Raw genomic sequence first — 16853 nt, 5'->3', positions numbered from 1 at the left:
GCGCCGCGGAGCCCCGCGATGTCGAGGCAACCTGGCGAAAGGTCGGAGAACTCCTCGATCTCTTCTCACCCGAGGAGTGCGCCAACTATCTCAAAAACTCAGGATATGTTTCCGTATAAAAACATCACGCTCTAGCCTACCCTGCCATTCATCTCGTGATGGCTGAGATGACGCTGGTGGCGCGCATGCCGTTCAATGAACGCGTGTCGCGCAGGCGGCCAATCGTTGCGCCAGTTGCCGTCGGTATAGGGATTGCCCGGCCCGATATTCTGGCAATTGGCATCGGGATAGAACTGCGCGCAGTAGCCGGGATCTTCGATCACCGCCTGTGCCGATGCCGGGCTTGCGAAAGCCGCCGCGATGACGCCAGCGGCGCCGATCAGTGCGTATTTCATTCTGGTCTCCTGGACGATGCAGAATCACACTCAGTCGAGATGGTGAGCCGCAGCGCCGGCGCCAATCATGGATCGCGCCGCCTTTCCTGACCGTGATAGTCCGCGACTTGCAACGATCACCGAAGTGACATCGAATAATGTGGCTCATTCACAAGAGCGGGAAAACTTCGCCGGGCAGATCTTGCCCATCCGCCGTCGAAACGTCCTGACGATCGCGCCTATCCCCTTGAAATAGCTCGCGCACATAATGGCACAGGCTTTGCGTGCCGCTTCTGCAGTCACCAATGAGGTGCGGCGTGCAGATATCGCCAACAATCTCCTCCTATAGCTTTGTGACCGCGAGCACGAAGAACACTGCCGCGAAGGACGTCTCAAGCGCCGACGATCAAACCTCCACCCAACCCGCGCGAGAAACCTCCCTCGGCAACGATATCGAGCAGGAGTTCCTCAAATACGCGCACATGAACCCGATCGACCGGATGCGCGCGAACATCCTGAAGAGCATGAACCTGACCGAGCAGGACCTGCAAAGCATGACGCCGCAACAGCGCCAGGCGATTGAGCAGAAGATCAAGGACCTCATCGAGCAGCAACTCCACAAGAATGCGGACAAGAAGGGTCAGCTCGTCGACGTGTCGGCGTAAGGGGCCACAACTTCATCCGTCATCCGGGCGTGCGCAGCGCGAGCCCGGAATCCATCATGCCGCCGGCGCAGGCGGATGAGAGGGTGGAAAGTGACGCAAAGCTCGGGCGGAACGCGCCGCGAGAACGTGAATTCGCATCTTCTCACCAACTCCACCGTCATGCCCGCGAAGGCGGGCATCCAGTATCCGGCAGCCTCTCGGCTCAAGCACTGCCGTCGCTGGAATACTGGATCGTCCGGTCAAGCCGGACGATGACAGCGGAGAGCTGTTTGAAATTTGAATCCGATCTCTCCCCCGTCGTCCCGGGCTTGACCCCGGACCCATAACCACAGGACTTTGTCGTGTGCTCCGCTGCAACCGCTTGCTTGCGCCACAGCAACTCCCTGTGGTTATGGGTCCCCGCTTTTCGCGGCGACGACAGCGAGAGAGCAGCGCGCTCGAACCCACCCTACCCCATCACGCGAACGTGGCCTTCACCTTGCCCAGTCCGGCGAGCTCCATCACGACGCTGTCGCCGGCATTGAGCCATATCGTCCTCACCAGGCTGCCCGTCAGCACCACCTGTCCCGCATGCAAGCCCTTGCCTTCGGCGGCAAGATGGTTGGCAAGCCAGGCGAGTGCGTTATGGGGATGACCGAGCACGTCGGCGCCGGTGCCGCTCGCCACCTCCTCGCCATTGATGAGGGCGCGGCCCTTGACGTCGTGCAGATCGGGCGCGGTGATGCGCGGCACCGCTGTGCCCAGCACGCAACCGGCGGCGAAGAAGTCGTCTGCGATCAGCGTCGGCGCGCCCATCGCCTCCCATTTCGCATAGCGGTCGTCGACGATCTCGATCGCGGGACGATACTCCGCGACCGCCTCCGCCACCCATTCGGCGGTGAACGGCGCCTCGCCCGGCGCCAGATCGCGCGCCAGCTTCACCGCGATCTCGCATTCGACGCCGACGCGGACATAGTCGGCCATCTTGAGCTCGGCGCCGCTCTCATGCACGCCCTTCTCGAACACGCCGCCGCCGCAAGGATGGTCGATGCCGAGATAGTCCTGCATCACGGCACTGGTGCAGCCGATCTTGTAGCCGACGAGCGCGCCGACCTTCGGCAGCAACAGGTCATGCACCGCACGCTGGACCTGATAGCCCTCCTCCTCATCGGCCGGCACCAGATCCACCGGCAGCGCCGCCAGCGGCGCGCGGTTACGGCGAGCGGTGGCGATGGCCTTTGCGGCCGCTGCGGTCCTGTCCATGGCCACCTCCCGGATTGCGTTGTCGAGATGGCAATTCAGCACCACGGCGCGCGCTTGACAAGCGCGTCACATACGCGCTCACGCCTTGACAAGGCCGAGCCTGATCAGGCTTTCGGCGGTCGCAAGGATCGTCTCGTCGTCGCGGCGCGGCGTCCAACCGAGCTTTTCGCGGGCCTTCGCGCTGGTGGAGCGGCGGACCTTGCCGAGCATCGGCACGGCATAGCGCAGCACCGGAACGCCCATTGCGGCCAACCGCACCACCCAGTCCGGCGCCTGGAAGCGCGGCACCCGCCGGGCGGCGGAACCGAGCTCGCGCCGCAGGAGGTTTGCGATGTCGAGCATCGACATCGGATCTCCGGCAACCGCGATGAAGCGTTCGCCGCGCGCCGCCGGCGAGGTCATCGCGCGCAGATGCAGCTCCGCCACGTCGCGCACGTCGACCACGGCGAAATGGATTCGCGGCACCGCCGGCATCGCGCCATTGAGCAGCATCTTGATGATGTCGATCGAGCCGGAGAAATCCGGTCCCAGGACCGGACCGAACACGCCGACGGGATTGATGACGGAAAGCTCCAGTCCGTCGCCCTCTTTCGCAATGAAATCCCAGGCCGCGCGCTCAGCGAGCGTCTTCGATTTGACATAGGCGAACACGTCGTCGCCATCGAGATTGGTCCAGCTCGTCTCGTCGAACGGCTGCGGCTGCAGCGGGTGGCCGTAGCCGATCGCCCCCATCGACGACGTGACCACGACACGCTTGACGCCGGCATCGCGCGCAGCGCGGAGCACCCGCAGCGTTCCATCGCGTGCGGGAATGATCATCTCGTTCTCGTCCCTGGGCACACTGCTGCTGAGCGGAGAGGCGACATGCAGCACGTAGTCGCAGCCGGCCATCGCCTCGCGCCAGCCGGCCTCCTGCGTGAGATCGGCAGTGAAGAACGATACGCTCTCGGGCGATGGCGCATTGCCCTGGTGCAGCATCGCCAGCACATCCTTGCTGCGCTCCGGCCGGCGTACCGTGGTGCGCACCTGATGCCCCGCGACCAGCAACTGCAGGATGGTGTGAACCCCGATGAAACCCGATCCACCCGTAACCAAAACGGTGCTCATCCGACAAAGCCTTTCCTGAATCCTCGGCCTCGGCGCGGAAATTCGTTTCGCCGGCCTGCAACATCCGCATCTGGGCCACTATCTGCAGCGGGACAAGTAGGATGAAATTCGAGACCGGTATGGAAAACAATACCACCTCGCCCTGCGATTCCGCCGAATGCGCAGGTTGCGCGCCCGACCCGGCACTGCTCGGCGATTTCAAGCACGCCATTCACGCACTCGGCGGCAAATGGAAACTCGAGATTCTTTTTTCGCTGATGAACGGGGCGATCCGCTTCGGCGCCCTGCGCCGCTCGCTTGACGGCATCACCCAGCACATGCTGACCGCGCAACTGCGCGAGCTCGAACGCGACGGCCTGGTTCTTCGCACCGTGCTTGCCGAAAAGCCGCTGCGGGTGGAATACGAATTGACCGACGCCGCTTATGGACTCTTGCCAGCATTCCGCGAATTGCTCACGTGGTCAAAGACCTATGGCGCACGCGGCCATGCAGCCGCGCGCGAAGCGACACTCGACGCCGAACTCACCTGAATGTCGCTTCGCAGCTTTACGCTATTTCGCCATTCCGAGCGCCCGCCGGATCGCGATCTCGACCGGCGAATAGGCGCCGTCGGGACGCGCGAGCTGGTAGGGCTCCCTTAATGGCAGCGCGGGCTGTGCCATGAAGCGCGGCGCGCTGCCCTGGTGCCGTTGAGCGGCGTGAATCAGGAAGGGATGGCAGAGATAGACCGTGCCGGCCGCGCCGGTCGCGAGCGCAATCGGACAGTCGGCGCCGATCTCGTCCAGCACCATGCGGGCACGGCCGGCCTCGCCTGCGGGTGCGAGATAGCGAGCCATCGGCTGGTGCGAGCCGACCCTGATGCGTGTCGGCGCATCCTGTTCGCCGACATCGGAGAACAGGAACAGCATCAGCAATGCACGCCCGCGCGAGGTGACATTGACGCGCCAGGCCGAGAAATCCTGCCGCTCATTCGGATCGCAATCCTCACCGGGAAAGCTGAGGTCGACGTGCCATCCGGCGTCGCCGGGATCGTCCGGATGCGGAAAGCGTACCGGAAAGGTGCCGATGTCCTGTCGCGGCCACCAACGGCCTCTCCCGACGATCTGGTCGATCGCCCTATGCAGGACCGGCGTGTTGATCGCCTGCCGGAACGGTGGCTGGCCATAGAAGCCCAGTCGGACCACCGGGCGCGTCCATGTTGCGGGCGCGTGCTCGCTGCATGGCAAGTCACGCCACAGGATGGCGCGCGCTTCCGCGGCAAGCTCGCCCGGAAAAGCGTCGTCGATCCTGACAAAGCCGTGCTCGATGAATTGGGCAATTTGCGCGTCGGTGAGCGAACGCGCGCGTTCGTGGTCGGTCATGATGATGATCTCTCAAGCTGGCGCCAGACATTGTTGCGCTGCGTCATGCAGCGGCGGTCCGGCTCAATCGGTCCAATGGGATGCCGCAGGCAGCGGCGGCTGGGGTCAGCGACCCAGCAAAAAGACCGACGCGAAGTTGAGAATGGATGTCATCATGGCGGCGCGAAACTACCTCCGCCGGATGGCGGTTTCAATGGCACCGCCGCGAGCCCAACCCTATTCGTCGCGATAGACTTTTTCGCGCTTCTCGTGACGTTCCTGGGCCTCGACCGAGAGCGTTGCGATCGGACGAGCCTCGAGCCGCTTGAGGGAGATCGGCTCGCCGGTCTCCTCGCAATAGCCGTAGGTGTTGTCCTCGATGCGCTGCAGTGCGGCATCGATCTTGGAGATCAGCTTGCGCTGGCGGTCGCGAGCGCGCAGCTCGATCGCACGGTCGGTCTCGGAGGAAGCACGGTCGGCAAGGTCGGGGTGATTGACGTTCTCTTCCTGCAAGGTCTGCAGCGTGAGCTTCGATTCGCGGAGGATCTCATCCTTCCAGGCCAGCAGCTTGGCGCGGAAATAGTCGCGCTGACGCTCGTTCATGAAAGGCTCTTTTTCAGAAGGCCGGTAGTTCTTCAGCTTTTCCAAAGGCAGTCCATGTCCCTGTCAGGCGGACGAAAATGGGTCATCCGCGCGGCGCCTTATATAGCTACCTCATGTGACAGACAATATCGGTGCAACTGCTACGAATGGCCATTTCCACCCCCTTACACAGGCAAGTTGGCCCCGTTCCGCCGGGACCAGTCAGTGCGCTCGTCCGGCACCAGCATCCCCGCGCATGAAGGGGCCGGATCAGTCCTTTTTGCCCGGCCTGGGGAATTAAATCCGCGCTGACCGGACCGAACGAATTGCTATCAAGGCAACCGCCCTTAGGCCTGCCCGGCCTTGGCGAGCTCGACTTCGACGCGAAGCTCGATCTCGGACAGGACCGCATCGAGGCCGGGATGGCCGGAGGAGGATTTCAGGCTGGCGGCGGCATCGCGCAGGCGCGCCACGGTGGTCGCTTGCAGATTGCCGGCCAGAAGGCCGATCTTGAGCTCATCGAGCACATCGAGCGCGCCGCGGCCCCGCGCGACCGAGCGTTTGCGGCGTTCTATGGGGTCCTCGACGCCCTGAAGCGCAAGCAGCGCATCGATATTGCCGGCAGCCTTCGGCGCGGCGCCGGAGCGAACCTCGCCCGCCTCCGTCGAGGGTTCCGGCAGCGCGAAGCTGCTCGAACTGTTCCGCCGCGTGCTGCTCGCGGGCGTTCCAAGCGTGGTGCCGTTCGGTCCTGAGATGCGCATCGTCGATGATCCCGCGGGCGTGCTGGGCGGAACTTTCGCCCCCTTATGGTTAAGGGACCGTAAACGACCCGGCAAAATCTGCCGCCGGCCGGCAGTTTCGACTCCGCCGGAAAACGGAGCGCGAATGGCGATCGCGCAATTTCACTAAAGATATCAGTTGTTTGATGACATCACCCCGCCATGGCACAGCCCTCGCATAGTGAAGGGCGGATCGCCGCTATGGGAGTGGCGTGCCGGTCCGATGGAAGACCTCGAGGGGAGCAAAGGGATGCCCGGCATCCGTTCGGCACACTATTTCGCAGCCGCCTGCGCCGCGTGGCTCGCGCTCGCGCTGACCGCTTTGCCGGCCGGAGCGACGTCGCGGATCAAGGACCTCGCCAATATCGAAGGCGTGCGGCAGAACCAGTTGATCGGCTACGGCCTCGTGGTCGGCCTCAACGGCACCGGCGATACGCTCAACAACATCCCCTTCACCAAGCAATCGCTGCAGGCGATGCTGGAACGGATGGGTGTCAACATCCGCGGCGCCACCATCCGCACCGGCAACGTCGCCGCCGTAATGGTCACCGGCAATCTGCCGGCCTTCGGCACGCAGGGCACGCGGATGGACGTCACGGTCTCCGCGCTCGGCGACGCCAAGGACCTGCGTGGCGGCACCCTGCTCGTCACCCCCCTGCTCGGCGCCGACGGCAATGTCTATGCGGTCGCGCAGGGCACGCTCGCGATCTCCGGCTTCCAGGCCGAAGGCGAAGCCGCCAAGGTCGTGCGCGGCGTCCCGACCGTCGGCCGCATCGCCAACGGCGCGATCATCGAGCGCGAGATCGAGTTCACGCTCAATCGCCTGCCCAATGTCCGCCTCGCGCTGCGCAATGCCGACTTCACCACCGCCAAGCGCATTGCGGCGGCGGTGAATGATTTCCTCGGGGTCAAGACCGCCGAGCCGATCGATCCCTCAACCGTGCAGCTCAACATCCCGGCAGAGTTCAAGGGCAACGTCGTCGCCTTCCTGACCGAGATCGAGCAGTTGCAGGTCGATCCGGATCTTGCGGCGAAGATCGTGATCGATGAGCGCTCCGGCATCATCGTGATGGGCCGCGACGTTCGCGTCGCCACCGTGGCGGTCGCGCAAGGCAATCTCACGGTGTCGATCTCCGAGAGCCCGCAAGTGAGCCAGCCCAATCCGCTGTCGCGGGGACGCACGGTGGTGACGCCGCGCTCGAATGTACAGGTTACCGAAGACGGCAAGAAATTCGCCGTGGTGAAAGACGGCGTCTCGCTGCAGCAACTCGTCGATGGACTGAACGGGCTCGGGATCGGCCCGCGCGATCTCATCAGCATCCTGCAGGCGATCAAGGCGGCCGGCGCGATCCAGGCCGACATCGAGGTGATGTGATGCAGAGCGGATTTGCCGACGTCCTCACCAATCCCTACCGCGCGCCGCGCGGCAATGGCCGCAACGACCCGCAACTTGCGGAAGCGCTGACCAAGGTCTCACCGGAAATGCAGGCCAAGGCCCGCGCGAAGGCGCAGGATTTCGAGGCGCTGTTTCTCAATTCGATGTTTTCGCAGATGACCAGCGGCATCAAGGGCGAAGGCCCGTTTGGCGATACGCCCGGCACCGGCGTGTGGCGCTCGATGCTGACGGAAGAATATTCGAAATCGTTCGCGAAATCCGGCGGCGTCGGCATTTCCAACGAAGTGTTCCGCACGCTGATCCTGCAGCAGGCAGGCGGCGCCAGCCAAGCTTAAGGAGATCAGGACAAGATGAACCAGCGTCTTCAATCGCGGCCGGCGCCGGCGCAAGCCGCGTCTGCAGCGTCGACACCTGCCGAAATCCGCAAGATCGCGGAAGAACTGATGGACGTGATGAGCGCGCTGCTCGGCATCACCGAGCGCGAGACGGAACTGGTACGTGCCGGCAAGGTACGCGAGGCGATGCTGCTGGAAGCGCAGAAATCGGAATTGTCGCGGCGCTACATGGTCGCGGTCGAGAACGTGAAGGCTGCGCAGAAGCAGCTAGCACAGGCAGCGCCCGATCTCTTGAACACGCTGCGCCGCCATCACGACACCTTCCGCGCGATGCTTCAGGTGAATCTGACTGTTCTCGCCACCGCGCATGCGGTGTCGGAGGGTATCGTGCGCGGCGTCAACAGCGAGATCCAGCGCCGCAACGTGCCGAATACCTACACCGCCGCCGGCCGGCGCGCCGCGCCTGGTCCGCGCCACATGACGCCGCTCGCGGTCAGCCGGTCGCTCTAATTCATTAAAATTGTCGCGCTGATGTAAGCGCGGCATTCAGCGCATTCCCTAACAACCTGTTGAGAGGTGTGGCCTATAGTTGCGGTTCATGGAGGGTTGGGATTTGACTCGAAGCATTAGCTAGTGCGCAGGCACTAGGAGGCGTGATGAGTACAGATTTCAGCATCAAGCCGGTCGGGGTACCGGTTGCGGCACCGATCACCGCTCCCGTTAGCGAAGCGGCGCGGAATGCCGTCCCAACCGAACTGCCGCCGAGCCGGAGCGTGACTGCGACGGATGCTGGCGCGCGCGCCAGCATCAATTCCAACGTCGTCAACGCGTCCGTTTCCAATCAAGTCATTATCGATCGCGACGCCGCTTCCGTTGTCTTTCAGGTCGTCGACAACCGCACGAGCCAGGTGGTGAGGCAGTTTCCCGAAGAGGCGGTGCTGCGCCGCCGCGCCTATTTCCGCACGCTCGACCTGACCAAGGAAGCGCCGACGCGTCTCGGCGCCACCGACCGCAGGGCCTGACGCTTCAGAGCGTTTTCGAGCGAAGTGGATACCGGTTCGCGTGAAGAAAACGCGTCAAACAAAAAATCTAAAGCTTCGGTTCTCGAAACGAAGCTCTAGCCCTGGCGCTTCGCGTAGGCCTGGTCGAGATACGTTCCCCCGGTCGCAGGATCGTTGACGACATTCTTGATCAGCGCCGTGCCGATCGCGGTCAGCGTAAACTTGGTATCGCCGATCCGGAACGACTGATCCTTAATCAGAACATCCTGGTACTTGCTGGTGCCCTCGCTCTCGTAGTGCACCTTGGCGCGGAAGCCCGTGACGTTCGAGACCTGAATCTTGAACGACTTGTTGTTGGCGTATTTGCCGGTCCAACTGCCCTCGTAGAGCTGAGGATCAACAGCTACATAGGGCGTCTTGGAGGGAACGTTCAGCCCGACGGCCTTGTAGTTGGCCGCCAGGATGCCCATCATGTCGGCCATTGCAGCCGCCCCACTCTGCCTAGGCGCGGCCGGCGAGGCCGGCGGCGAGGTTGCAGTTGATGTCGATCAGCGACTTCAGCTTCGCCGGATCCGGATTGATCTGCATCTCGACGGTCTGCTTCATCACGAATACGCCGATATTGGTGATGTTCTGGCGCACTTCGAGCGGCTGCGGATTGTCATTGGCCTGCGCAGCGCTCATGAAGATCGACCACAGGCGGCGATTGAACAGCAGCGCGTTCTGCATCGCCTTGTCGGGCCCATTCCAGTTCGTCTGAACTTCCTGAAGCTGTCGTGCAGCCTTTAGCAGCGCCTGCGCTTCGATTTCACGGGGGGACGCCGTCGTAGTTGACGTGCGTGCGTAGGCCTGAGCTGCGTTTGACATTCACGAACCTCGGTGGGAGCGGTTTGACCGCGGGGTCTCAAAAAGTGCCCAACTTTCATACAGACGGTGCCTTTAAATATGGTTAGCAAGGATTACCAAATGTGTCCGTTTTCCGGCGGAAGCCGCCACGCCACGCCTTAACCAAAACGAAGACGGCGGAGTTTCCTCCGCCGTCTCGCGCCATTCTTGATCTGGTGAAGCTGCGCTTAGCGGAGCAACTGCAGCACGCTCTGCTGGCTCTGGTTGGCAAGCGCGAGCGCGGAGACCGCGATCGACTGTCGGGTCGACAGCGCCTGGCTGTTGGCCGCTTCCTCGTTGGTGTCGGCCAGCGTCAGGTTGGAGGAGCCGGTCTGCAGCACGTTGATCAGGTTCTTCGAGAAGTCCTGACGGATCTGCACGATCGACAGGTTCGAACCGAAGGCCGACGCCTGGGCGCGCAGCGTGCTGCTGGCGTTGTTGAGCCCGCTCACCACCTTCTGCACGGAGTCGTTGTCCTTGAAGTCACCGGCCGACAGCGCCGCAAGGCCAAGGCCCGCGGAGTTGAAGTTGACGCCGGAGATCCCCAGCGTCGACTTGCCGGTTTCGTTGAAGGTCAGCCGCAACGTGTCGCCGGTGAGCAGGTTGACGCCGTTGAAGGAAGCATCCTGCGCCGTGGTCGTGATCTGGTTCAGGATGTTGTTGTACTGGGTGACCAGCGCGTCACGAGCGGCGCTGGCGTTCGGATCGACCACCGGATCGCTCGGGGTCTTGCCGAAGAACAACTGGCCCGAAAGAGCCGCAGTGCCGCTGATCAAGCCGATCGTGGCGGAGGCCGCGTCGTTCGAGGTGGTGATCGTCAGCGTGCCGTCCTGCGCCAGTGTGGCCTGTAGATTGTTCGACGACAGCGCCGCGTTGAGGTCGTTCAGCGAGTTGACGTGGCCCGGGCCGGTACCGCCGAAGGTGATGCTGGTTGCGACGCCGCCGCCGGTGGAGGCGATCGACAGCGTCTGGCCGTTGAGCGGAGACGGACCGGTGCCGCGGGCCTGGCTGACGCCGGTGCCGAGGCCGAGCGCTGCGAGCGCATCGGCGTTCGAACTCGTGATCGTCAGGTCGCTGCTAGCGCCGGTATGGAGCACGATGTGACCGCCGGTGACGGTCGACGGCGTGGAGCCGGTGCCGGTATTGCCTGACAACGTATCGATCTTGCTCAACAGGGTGGTGATGTTGTCGGTGATGTTGATGTGGTTATCATCGGCTGCACCCGTGGTCACGAAGCTCAGGAGCTTACCGTTGACTGTGATGGTGTCACCCGAGGAGAAGGCCGACTTCAACGCATCGCTGGTCGCAGTCGAAGCACCGGAAAGCAGAGTAGCGCCGGTGATCTCAGGTGTAGCAATGGGCGCGCGGGTCACGCTCGTGACACCGCTCAGGCCAAGCTTGCTCAACGTACCGGCAAGCGAGCCCGATAGGCTGAGGTCGTTGGTGGTGCCGGTATCGATATTGATCTGGCCAGTGCCATCGACCGTGGCGGTAACGCCGGGCGCGGCCTGATTGATCGCACTCAGGATGCTTCCGATCGTCCCGTCGGCGAGGCCGATCGAGTAGTTGTTGGCGGCGATCGAACCGGTAACGCCGGTGCCGGCGTGGAACTGGATCGTCTTGCCGTTGATCTGCAGGTAGTCCGACGTGGTGAGAGCAGAGCTCAACGCGTCGGAGCCCGGAGTCGCCGGCACGCCAATCAGCGTCGTTGCGGTGGCCGTTGCCGCAACGATCGAGCCGCCGCCGCGGTTGGTGGTGGAGATGCCGAGCGCGGTCGCCGCAGCGCCACCGGTGATGGTGACATCGTTCGTCGTGCCGGTTGCAATCAGGATGTGGCCAGTCCCGTCAACGGTGGCGGTCACACCGGCGCCCGCCGCGGTCCCGATCGCGGTAAGGATGTCACCGAACGTCGAGGTGGTGCCGGTGTTGAGGCCGATCGTGGTGTTGTTGCCGGTCGTCGTGGTCGCCGTCGCCGTCGCGCTGAAGGTGATGGTGTTGTTGTTGATGGTCAGCGTCTGGCCGGAGAGCGAGGCCAGAACGGCGGAATCAAGGTGGTTAGCGCCGCCAGAGTTGAGCGAGGTGAGGTTATTGACTGCCACCGCTGGCGGTCCTGCGTTGTCCTGCAGCGCAACCGTGCCGGTGGAGGTGTTGCTAGTGTAGGCGTTCTGGTGAGACGCGCCGATCGCGGTGCCGTTGGCGGTCGAAGCGGTATAGGTGACCGTCTGGTTGTTGACCTGGTTGGTGCCGGTGAACGCCGCGTCGATCGACGCGCCGGTGCCGAGCAGGTTCGAGGCCGTGGCGCCATTGATCTTGACGCTCACGCTCGACTTGGCGGAATAGCCGACGGTCGACTGCAGGGCCTGGGTCGCGACCGACTTGGCGCCGTCGACCAGCTTCTGCAGTGAGGTGATGCCGGTGTTGGCCGCCTGCAGCACCTGCACGCCGTTGCCGATGCCATCGAGCAGGTTGTTGATGTCGCTGGCGCGATTGTCGAGCGCGGCGGCGGTGAAGAAGTTGGTGGGGTTATCGAGGGCCGAGTTGACCTTCTTGCCGGTGGAAAGACGGCTCTGGGTGGTGGCGAGCAGATCGGCTGTCGACTGCAGCGAGAGGAGGTTCTGGCGTACCGATGCCGAAAGAACAATGCCGGACATTTTCATACCTTTCTGGTGTGAAACAGGAACAAGTCGCTTCCAATCTTTTTTGATCGGACGACGGCTCACCTTGGATCCAAGCCTCCTAAGAAAAAATGAATCTTCCTGGTCGGATTTCCGGCCAGCGAACAGCGCGAAAATGCTACGCAGCAGCACAGTTACTCCGGAGTACTACTGAATTTGCTGCGCCTTCGGACCGAAGGGCGAACACAGCAGGAATGGCGTTTACCAACTGTTAACCATGATCGGAAAGGATTGCGGCGCGATCGGCCGCCATCGGTCTTAACGGCGGACGCGCGCCAGACATGATTCGATTTCGTCGCAACGACGCATCGCGCGGGAATGGCGGCAGAGGAGAACGGGAATGGCATTGAAGGTCGAGCTGAAGCCGAACGAGCGGATCATCATCGGCTCCTGCGTGGTCACCAACACCGATCAGCGGGCTCGCCTCCTGATCGACGGCGACAGGATTCCGATCCTGCGCGAGAAGGACATTCTGACGCCGGAGACAGCCGACACGCCGGCCAAGCTGGTCTACCTCGCGGTGCAGCTCATGTATCTCTCGCCCGACCCGATGGCGCACCATCCGACCTATTTCAGCCTGGTGCGCGACATCATCACGGCGATGCCAAGCGGCTGGCCATTCATCGAAAACATCAACAACCACATCCTCAACGGTGACCTCTATCACGCGCTGAAGGAGTCCAAGAAGCTGATCGCACACGAAGAGGCCCTGCTGCAAAGCGCAAGGAAGCTCGACGCCCCCGCGCAGGAGGACCAGCGCAAGTCGGCGTGAGACGATCACACGATCAAGGAAAAAAGGCCTCCGAAAGGGAGGCCTTTTTTGTGCTCGTTCCATCTCGCGTGATCACGAGAACTCAGGTGGCCGAGGGGGCCGCCGGGTGGAAGACCAGCGCAAAACCATCCATGCAGTAGCGCAGGCCTGTCGGCTTCGGACCGTCGTCGAAGACGTGGCCGAGATGGCCGCCGCAGCGCCGGCAATGCACCTCCGTACGCGCCATGCCGAAGGTGCGGTCTTCCGTCGTGCCGACGGCGTTTTCGAGCGGCCGATAGAAACTCGGCCAGCCGGTCCCGCTTTCAAACTTGGTGTCGGAGGAGAATAGCGGCAGGTCGCAGCCTGCGCAGGCGAAGATGCCCTTGCGGTGCTCCTTCAACAGCGGGCTGGACCAGGGCCGCTCCGTGCCCTGCTTGCGCAGGATCTCATATTGCTGCGGCGTGAGCTGCGCGCGCCACTCGGCGTCGGTCTTCTCGATCTCGAATTTCTCGGCGGCCAGCGCCGGCGAACCACGCAGCCAGCGGAAAGCGGCGAGGCTGAACAGGCCGGCAACGGAAGCAAGCAGGAAACGGCGGTCAATCATGATGGTCTCCGTGGAGGCGGATGACGATTGTTCGCTGTCAGATACGGCACACCGGATTGCGACGTTACACCGGTCAGTCCCTGATCTCCTCACTTTTCTGCGAGCTTGAGCCATACGGCTCCTGCGGCACAGACGGTTGCGGGTGCGCAGTCCGCTGGCCACCAGGCGCCGGGCGGCGGCGCGGCGGCCGCGGCAGGGTGCCGTACTGGCGATTGGCCTCGGCGAGACGTGCGTTGCGGACGCGCTCCTTGGCGCGCACGCCCTCCCGATAGCGCGCCAGTGCGTTGGTGGCGGCGGAGGCGCCCCGCCCCCAAAGGCTGATCAGATGCGCCGCGATGCGGCCGGTCGTCCCGCCCGCCCAGACCAGTTCGAACGGCGAGAACAGCCGCCAGCGTTCGTCGCCCCACAGGATGCTGCGTGCGATCAACAGCCCGGCCATTGCCGAGGTGTTCATGCCCTGCCGGCCAAAGCCACTTGCGACCCAGAGGCCTTTGCGCAGCTCGCCGATCTGCGGCATGCCATGCACGGTCACGCCAACGGCGCCGCCGAAGACATCGTCGATTGCGACCTTGCCGAGTTGCGGAAAGACGGTCGCGATGCGGCGCTGGATGGCGGGCGCGAAACGCTGCGGCTTCGCGTTCCATGTCGTCTCCGGGCTCGCCCACATCAGCCGGTCGCCATCGACGATTCGGAAATGATCGATGCCGTCGCTGTCGCTGACCGAGCCGTGAAAGGCGAGCGCCTCCGCGAGCCGTTCGCCAAGCGGCTCGCTCACCGCCGCATAGCGCCAGACAGGCAGCAGCGTGTCCGACAGGCGCTGGAGCGGCGCGCCGAGATGAACATTGCCGGCGAGCACGATATGGGACGCTCGCAAGCGCGCCGAAGGCGTAACGATGCGCTTGCGGATGCCGGAGAAGTCGATGCTGACCACCGGCGTGTCCTCGAAAATGCGCGCCCCTGCCCGCTGCGCAAGCGCCGCCAAGCCATGCACATATTTGCGGCCGTCAACCTGAAACGCTTTGGGATAGTAGATGCCATGGAAATAGCGCTTTGTCCTGATGGTGCTGCGCACACGGTCGACCTGCCAGCCCTCGACCTCGGTCTCGAAATCCTCTGCCAGCGTCTGCAGCCGGCTGATCAGGGTCTCGCCGACATCGACGGTGGAAACCTGCAACGCACCCTCGCTGAACGCGATGCCCGGGATCAGTTCCTCGGTCGCGGTCGCGCGAACGTAATCGGCGCCGGCCTTCGACAGCGCCAAGAGTTCGCGGGCGTCTTCCAGGCCGACGCGTTCGATCAGCTCGGACAGCGGAAGATTGAATCCCGGCATCACCGTGCCGAGCTGGTTACCGGAGGCGTTCCAGCCGACCTGGCGGCCTTCGAGCACCGCAACACTGGCGCCAAGCCGCGCCGCCTCCCGCGCCACCGTCAGTCCGGCAAGCCCCGCCCCGACCACGCAGATATCGACGTCCAGCTCGACCGAAAGGCGCGAGGGGAACGGCATCGCAGCATCGCGATCGTCGGTCGCACTTGTGGAAGTCTCGCTCATGTCGTTTTCTTACGGACCGCGACACGGCTTGTCACCTTGTCGCGGGCATGAGCATGTAAGATTAATCCAGAACACGCCGAATTGAGATTGCGCCATGCGCCGTTTGATGCTGTTGCGTCACGCCAAGACCGAAACCGAATCGCCCACGGGCCAGGATCACGACCGGCGGCTCGACGAGCGCGGCCACCGTGATGCCGCGGAGATCGGCGCCTGGATCGGCCGGCATCCGCCATTTCCTGACCGCGTGCTGGTCTCGCCCGCGGTCCGGGCACATCAGACCTGGGAAGTCGCCTGGCAAGCGATGAAAGGGCTCGTATCGCCGCCAGACGTCGAGTTCCTACCGGAACTCTACGGCGCCGATCCGACCGACCTACTGCACACGATTCGGATGGCTTCGGCCAGCGACCCCAAGCGGCTGATGCTGGTCGGCCACAATCCCGGCATGCATGAGCTTGCCCTCACCCTCATCGGCAGCGGCGACGCATCTGCGAAGAAAGCGCTCGATCACAACCTGCCAACCTCCGGTCTTGCGATCTTCGACTTCCCGACGCACGACTGGACCGACGTGGCGTTCCGTCGCGGCAAGCTCGTACAGTTTGTCAGCCCGAAACTATTGAAGCAGACTTCGGACGACTAGCGCGTTTTCCAGCGAAGTGGATTCCGGTTCGCGTGAAGAAAACGCGTCAAAACTAGAGTCAAGGCAGGCGCGGGAATCGCCGCTTGCCGTGTCAATGTTGAGCGGACAGGAGGCGTGGATGTTCAAGTCCATTCTGGTGCCGATCGATTTGGCCGACACCGATCTGGCGAAGCCCGCGATCGCGACAGCGGCAACGCTCGCGGAAAACTGGAGGGGTACGGTACGCCTGCTCAACGTGCTGCCGATGACGCCGGTGATGCTGGCCGAATATGTGCCGGCCGATTTCGATACCCAACAGCGGCAGACCTCCGAGGAAGCGCTGGCGATCGTGGCCCGGGAAAGCGGCATCGAGCCATCGCGCATTTCCAGCGTGGTGCGACAGGGCGGCATCTATCACGAGATCCTAGAGGAAGCGGCGGCAATGCACGCCGACCTTATCGTGATGACCTCGCACCGCCCAGCGATGCGCACCTATTTCCTAGGCTCCAATGCCGGCCACGTGGTCCGCTACGCCAAGTGTTCGGTGCTGGTGGTGCGGCACTAACCCACGACCTATCTGAGCTTTCCCATCGCGGGATTGAGCGCCCCGCCAACGGCGGCCTCGATCTGGCAGCGTGAGATGCCGATGTCGCGCAGCGCGCGGTCATCCAGTCCGCGAAGTGTTTTGATGGCGGCGCGTCGCTCCAGATAGGTGAGCAGCGCATGCGCGCCCGCTTCGATCCGGCGAACCAGTCCGCCCAATGCGCCCGGCTGCGCGGGCTGGTCTGCGGCCGAGGATAGCGTCGACATCGTCTTCTCTCCGGCTTTCTCCCGCGCGGCAAAGCGATGCCGTCGGCGCAAATGCTGTCGCAGCGCCGTATTGACCTCGGATTGCTTGCGCATCCTCAGTACAATCGTAGGATTGATGCCCTCTACATGATCCGGTAATTAT

General features: G+C 63.4%; 21 protein-coding genes. 9 read left to right on the top strand and 12 right to left on the bottom strand.

Annotated features, from left to right (window positions below):
- Window positions 1-131: 131 nt before the first annotated feature.
- Window positions 132-395, bottom strand: a complete 264-nt coding sequence (locus ACZXDY_RS18510) for a hypothetical protein (protein WP_028163569.1) — start codon at window positions 393-395, stop codon at window positions 132-134.
- Between the two features lie 296 nt (window positions 396-691).
- On the opposite strand from ACZXDY_RS18510, the gene ACZXDY_RS18505 reads away from it, so the two are divergent.
- On the top strand, window positions 692-1039 hold the full coding sequence (locus tag ACZXDY_RS18505; RefSeq protein WP_155255141.1) for a hypothetical protein: 348 nt from the start codon (window positions 692-694) through the stop codon (window positions 1037-1039).
- A gap of 456 nt (window positions 1040-1495) precedes the next feature.
- Here the strand turns inward: ACZXDY_RS18505 and ACZXDY_RS18500 are convergent, their stop codons facing one another.
- On the bottom strand, window positions 1496-2281 hold the full coding sequence (locus ACZXDY_RS18500; RefSeq protein WP_028163570.1) for a 2-keto-4-pentenoate hydratase: 786 nt from the start codon (window positions 2279-2281) through the stop codon (window positions 1496-1498).
- A 78-nt stretch (window positions 2282-2359) separates the two neighbouring features.
- A complete protein-coding gene (locus ACZXDY_RS18495) occupies window positions 2360-3388 on the bottom strand; it encodes an SDR family oxidoreductase (RefSeq protein WP_464346469.1) in 1029 nt (342 codons plus the stop codon).
- Window positions 3389-3489: 101 nt separating this feature from the next.
- Here ACZXDY_RS18495 and ACZXDY_RS18490 point away from each other — a divergent pair, with 101 nt between their 5' ends.
- Window positions 3490-3918 (top strand): winged helix-turn-helix transcriptional regulator, encoded by a 429-nt coding sequence (locus ACZXDY_RS18490; protein ID WP_028163572.1) that lies wholly within the window; start codon window positions 3490-3492, stop codon window positions 3916-3918.
- A gap of 21 nt (window positions 3919-3939) precedes the next feature.
- Here ACZXDY_RS18490 and ACZXDY_RS18485 read toward each other — a convergent pair whose 3' ends face one another.
- From ACZXDY_RS18485 to ACZXDY_RS18475, 3 genes are all read right to left on the bottom strand, one after another.
- A complete protein-coding gene (locus ACZXDY_RS18485) occupies window positions 3940-4749 on the bottom strand; it encodes a phytanoyl-CoA dioxygenase family protein (RefSeq protein WP_028163573.1) in 810 nt (269 codons plus the stop codon).
- A gap of 216 nt (window positions 4750-4965) precedes the next feature.
- Window positions 4966-5331 carry an RNA polymerase-binding protein DksA gene (dksA, locus tag ACZXDY_RS18480; RefSeq protein WP_196237262.1) on the bottom strand — a complete coding sequence of 122 codons (366 nt, stop codon included), beginning with the start codon at window positions 5329-5331 and terminating at the stop codon, window positions 4966-4968.
- 326 nt (window positions 5332-5657) lie between these two features.
- Entirely contained in the window at window positions 5658-6071 is a 414-nt protein-coding gene (locus tag ACZXDY_RS18475; RefSeq protein ID WP_028163574.1) for a flagellar assembly protein FliX, read from the bottom strand.
- Between the two features lie 268 nt (window positions 6072-6339).
- On the opposite strand from ACZXDY_RS18475, the gene ACZXDY_RS18470 reads away from it, so the two are divergent.
- The 4 genes from ACZXDY_RS18470 (at window position 6340) to ACZXDY_RS18455 (ending at window position 8842) form a co-directional block, all read left to right on the top strand.
- A complete protein-coding gene (locus ACZXDY_RS18470) occupies window positions 6340-7464 on the top strand; it encodes a flagellar basal body P-ring protein FlgI (RefSeq protein WP_028163575.1) in 1125 nt (374 codons plus the stop codon).
- Window positions 7464-7820, top strand: a complete 357-nt coding sequence (gene flgJ, locus ACZXDY_RS18465; RefSeq protein WP_028163576.1) for a flagellar assembly peptidoglycan hydrolase FlgJ — start codon at window positions 7464-7466, stop codon at window positions 7818-7820. Before ACZXDY_RS18470 ends, flgJ begins: the two co-directional genes overlap by 1 nt.
- 15 nt (window positions 7821-7835) lie before the next feature.
- Window positions 7836-8330 (top strand): hypothetical protein, encoded by a 495-nt coding sequence (locus ACZXDY_RS18460; protein ID WP_028163577.1) that lies wholly within the window; start codon window positions 7836-7838, stop codon window positions 8328-8330.
- Window positions 8331-8476: 146 nt separating this feature from the next.
- The gene (locus tag ACZXDY_RS18455) at window positions 8477-8842 is read left to right on the top strand and encodes a flagellar protein FlaG (RefSeq protein ID WP_028163578.1); all 366 of its coding nucleotides are present in this window, start codon (window positions 8477-8479) and stop codon (window positions 8840-8842) included.
- Window positions 8843-8937: 95 nt separating this feature from the next.
- Here the strand turns inward: ACZXDY_RS18455 and ACZXDY_RS18450 are convergent, their stop codons facing one another.
- The 3 genes from ACZXDY_RS18450 to ACZXDY_RS18440 form a co-directional block, all read right to left on the bottom strand.
- The gene (locus tag ACZXDY_RS18450; RefSeq protein ID WP_028163579.1) at window positions 8938-9303 is read right to left on the bottom strand and encodes a hypothetical protein; all 366 of its coding nucleotides are present in this window, start codon (window positions 9301-9303) and stop codon (window positions 8938-8940) included.
- 19 nt (window positions 9304-9322) lie between these two features.
- Window positions 9323-9688, bottom strand: coding sequence for a flagellar biosynthesis regulator FlaF (flaF, locus tag ACZXDY_RS18445; protein ID WP_028163580.1), 366 nt, complete (start codon window positions 9686-9688; stop codon window positions 9323-9325).
- Between the two features lie 206 nt (window positions 9689-9894).
- Window positions 9895-12357 carry a flagellin N-terminal helical domain-containing protein gene (locus ACZXDY_RS18440; RefSeq protein WP_455996966.1) on the bottom strand — a complete coding sequence of 821 codons (2463 nt, stop codon included), beginning with the start codon at window positions 12355-12357 and terminating at the stop codon, window positions 9895-9897.
- Between the two features lie 364 nt (window positions 12358-12721).
- Between ACZXDY_RS18440 and flbT the strand changes: the two genes are divergently transcribed.
- On the top strand, window positions 12722-13153 hold the full coding sequence (gene flbT / locus ACZXDY_RS18435; protein WP_028163582.1) for a flagellar biosynthesis repressor FlbT: 432 nt from the start codon (window positions 12722-12724) through the stop codon (window positions 13151-13153).
- Window positions 13154-13235: 82 nt separating this feature from the next.
- Here the strand turns inward: flbT and msrB are convergent, their stop codons facing one another.
- Together msrB and ACZXDY_RS18425 are read right to left on the bottom strand one after the other, a co-directional pair.
- Entirely contained in the window at window positions 13236-13736 is a 501-nt protein-coding gene (msrB, locus tag ACZXDY_RS18430; RefSeq protein WP_464346468.1) for a peptide-methionine (R)-S-oxide reductase MsrB, read from the bottom strand.
- A gap of 73 nt (window positions 13737-13809) precedes the next feature.
- Complete coding sequence (locus ACZXDY_RS18425) at window positions 13810-15285, bottom strand: NAD(P)/FAD-dependent oxidoreductase (RefSeq protein ID WP_464346467.1); 1476 nt, start codon at window positions 15283-15285, stop codon at window positions 13810-13812.
- 94 nt (window positions 15286-15379) lie between these two features.
- Between ACZXDY_RS18425 and ACZXDY_RS18420 the strand changes: the two genes are divergently transcribed.
- On the top strand, window positions 15380-15922 hold the full coding sequence (locus ACZXDY_RS18420) for a SixA phosphatase family protein (protein WP_028163585.1): 543 nt from the start codon (window positions 15380-15382) through the stop codon (window positions 15920-15922).
- Window positions 15923-16040: 118 nt separating this feature from the next.
- Window positions 16041-16466, top strand: a complete 426-nt coding sequence (locus ACZXDY_RS18415; RefSeq protein WP_028163586.1) for a universal stress protein — start codon at window positions 16041-16043, stop codon at window positions 16464-16466.
- Between the two features lie 8 nt (window positions 16467-16474).
- Here the strand turns inward: ACZXDY_RS18415 and ACZXDY_RS18410 are convergent, their stop codons facing one another.
- Window positions 16475-16804: a DUF1127 domain-containing protein gene (locus tag ACZXDY_RS18410; RefSeq protein WP_245287265.1), complete on the bottom strand. Its 330-nt coding sequence runs from the start codon at window positions 16802-16804 to the stop codon at window positions 16475-16477.
- Between the last annotated feature and the right edge of the window lie 49 nt (window positions 16805-16853).

The organism is Bradyrhizobium sp. LeoB3, from assembly GCF_055456055.1.
This window is presented reverse-complemented; position numbering and strand designations above follow the sequence as displayed.

What these genes read in the sequence shown, in the direction of transcription:
- flgJ (WP_028163576.1), top strand. Translation starts at nt 7,464, where the DNA reads ATGCAGAGCGGATTTGCCGACGTCCTCACCAATCCCTACCGCGCGCCG.
- ACZXDY_RS18440 (WP_455996966.1), bottom strand. Translation starts at nt 12,357, where the DNA reads ATGTCCGGCATTGTTCTTTCGGCATCGGTACGCCAGAACCTCCTCTCG.
- flaF (WP_028163580.1), bottom strand. Translation starts at nt 9,688, where the DNA reads ATGTCAAACGCAGCTCAGGCCTACGCACGCACGTCAACTACGACGGCG.
- ACZXDY_RS18470 (WP_028163575.1), top strand. Translation starts at nt 6,340, where the DNA reads ATGCCCGGCATCCGTTCGGCACACTATTTCGCAGCCGCCTGCGCCGCG.
- ACZXDY_RS18500 (WP_028163570.1), bottom strand. Translation starts at nt 2,281, where the DNA reads ATGGACAGGACCGCAGCGGCCGCAAAGGCCATCGCCACCGCTCGCCGT.
- ACZXDY_RS18455 (WP_028163578.1), top strand. Translation starts at nt 8,477, where the DNA reads ATGAGTACAGATTTCAGCATCAAGCCGGTCGGGGTACCGGTTGCGGCA.
- ACZXDY_RS18450 (WP_028163579.1), bottom strand. Translation starts at nt 9,303, where the DNA reads ATGGCCGACATGATGGGCATCCTGGCGGCCAACTACAAGGCCGTCGGG.
- ACZXDY_RS18485 (WP_028163573.1), bottom strand. Translation starts at nt 4,749, where the DNA reads ATGACCGACCACGAACGCGCGCGTTCGCTCACCGACGCGCAAATTGCC.
- ACZXDY_RS18410 (WP_245287265.1), bottom strand. Translation starts at nt 16,804, where the DNA reads ATGCGCAAGCAATCCGAGGTCAATACGGCGCTGCGACAGCATTTGCGC.
- ACZXDY_RS18490 (WP_028163572.1), top strand. Translation starts at nt 3,490, where the DNA reads ATGAAATTCGAGACCGGTATGGAAAACAATACCACCTCGCCCTGCGAT.
- ACZXDY_RS18475 (WP_028163574.1), bottom strand. Translation starts at nt 6,071, where the DNA reads ATGCGCATCTCAGGACCGAACGGCACCACGCTTGGAACGCCCGCGAGC.
- ACZXDY_RS18495 (WP_464346469.1), bottom strand. Translation starts at nt 3,388, where the DNA reads ATGAGCACCGTTTTGGTTACGGGTGGATCGGGTTTCATCGGGGTTCAC.
- flbT (WP_028163582.1), top strand. Translation starts at nt 12,722, where the DNA reads ATGGCATTGAAGGTCGAGCTGAAGCCGAACGAGCGGATCATCATCGGC.
- ACZXDY_RS18425 (WP_464346467.1), bottom strand. Translation starts at nt 15,285, where the DNA reads ATGAGCGAGACTTCCACAAGTGCGACCGACGATCGCGATGCTGCGATG.
- msrB (WP_464346468.1), bottom strand. Translation starts at nt 13,736, where the DNA reads ATGATTGACCGCCGTTTCCTGCTTGCTTCCGTTGCCGGCCTGTTCAGC.
- ACZXDY_RS18415 (WP_028163586.1), top strand. Translation starts at nt 16,041, where the DNA reads ATGTTCAAGTCCATTCTGGTGCCGATCGATTTGGCCGACACCGATCTG.
- ACZXDY_RS18510 (WP_028163569.1), bottom strand. Translation starts at nt 395, where the DNA reads ATGAAATACGCACTGATCGGCGCCGCTGGCGTCATCGCGGCGGCTTTC.
- ACZXDY_RS18420 (WP_028163585.1), top strand. Translation starts at nt 15,380, where the DNA reads ATGCGCCGTTTGATGCTGTTGCGTCACGCCAAGACCGAAACCGAATCG.
- dksA (WP_196237262.1), bottom strand. Translation starts at nt 5,331, where the DNA reads ATGAACGAGCGTCAGCGCGACTATTTCCGCGCCAAGCTGCTGGCCTGG.
- ACZXDY_RS18460 (WP_028163577.1), top strand. Translation starts at nt 7,836, where the DNA reads ATGAACCAGCGTCTTCAATCGCGGCCGGCGCCGGCGCAAGCCGCGTCT.